Origin of the sequence: Paraglaciecola algarum, assembly GCF_021532655.1 — a bacterium.
GTDB lineage: Bacteria > Pseudomonadota > Gammaproteobacteria > Enterobacterales > Alteromonadaceae > Paraglaciecola > Paraglaciecola algarum.
Window position 1 is genome coordinate 1 of sequence record NZ_JAKGAS010000031.1, and the last position, 1,213, is coordinate 1,213.

Annotated in this window: 1 protein-coding gene; it reads right to left on the reverse strand. The window is 38.9% G+C overall.

Annotated features, from left to right (window positions below; translation table 11 throughout):
- Positions 1–1,172, reverse strand: a protein-coding gene (locus L0668_RS20530; RefSeq protein WP_235314599.1) for an IS3 family transposase whose coding sequence is annotated in 2 segments (ribosomal slippage) — positions 1–830 and positions 830–1,172 — 1,173 coding nt annotated over the 2 segments. Because the reading frame shifts where the segments join, the coding sequence is not laid out codon by codon here. This gene is flagged as partial in the annotation.
- Between the last annotated feature and the right edge of the window lie 41 nt (positions 1,173–1,213).

Here is a 1,213-nt window from a genome sequence, read left to right on the forward strand (position 1 = left end):
ACCTAAACTCAAGTGCGGCCTCATCTCGTTGTAAATGCTTATTGATTCGCTTACCAATATTCTTAGCTCATCCAGTGTATTGCATTGATACAGCAGGAATTCTTGTTTAAGTATCCCGTTTATTCGTTCGGCTAATGCATTTTGATAACAATCATAGCCATCTGTCATTGATGGACTAATATTATTTACCTCAAGGACTGATTGATATAATGCTGAGCAATATTGTGAGCCTCGGTCTGAATGATGAATGAGCCCATGGTCGTAGTGTCTATTTTTAATCGCCATATTGAGCGCTTTAACAACATCCGTCGCTTTCATTTCATGACTTAGGTGATAACCTACTATCTTGCGTGAGAAGGCATCTGTGACTAATGATAAGTAGTGGACGCCTTCATTTGATTGCACATAGGTTATATCACTGACGAAGACTTCTTCAGGCCTACTAGGTGTTTTATCTTTAAGTAAATTAGGATGTTTTTTCATCCAATGTTTGCTGAACGTTGTTTTGATGTAACTCTTCTTAGCTTTTACTAATAAGCCTTCCTGGCGAAGATAAGTAAACAGACCATCTCTACCTAACTTGATGTCATGCTCAAGTAATTTCGGCTTGATGAGTTGGTATAGCTTTCGTGTACCTAACTGTGGCATGTATTGACGCCAATACATGACCCATTCTTTGATAGGGCTAAGTTTTTCTCGTTTAATGTCCATTCTCGCTAACGATTGATAAACTGATTGTCGAGATATACCGGATAACCGACACGCAGCAGCTAAGCTTATTTCGTTGTTTTGCTTAGCTTGCCAGACGTATCGGATAAGTACTTTTTTCTTAGGCCTGCTCCATATTCTTTGTCCATGATATCTACCATGCCATTTAGGATTTGGTTTCTTATCTTTTCATCTTGGAGTTCACGCTCTAAGCGTTTAATTTGTTGAGCGGGTGTTTCTTTTGATTTAGGCATAAGTGGGGGCTGAAATGGCTTCGACCAATCCATTTTACCATGCTTTCTCAGCCAGACTAAAACAGTACTTCGTCCTTGTATGCCAAAGTTTTTTTGGGCTTGTTTGTAGGTGAATTCGCCTTTTTCTACTAACTCAACAACACTTAATTTAAAGCCTAACGTGTAATCTCGTTGTGAACGTCTGACGCTTTTATTGCTTGATGTTTCCATAAAGAAGTCCTCTTTATGTCAACGTATTTCAGGATGAGACA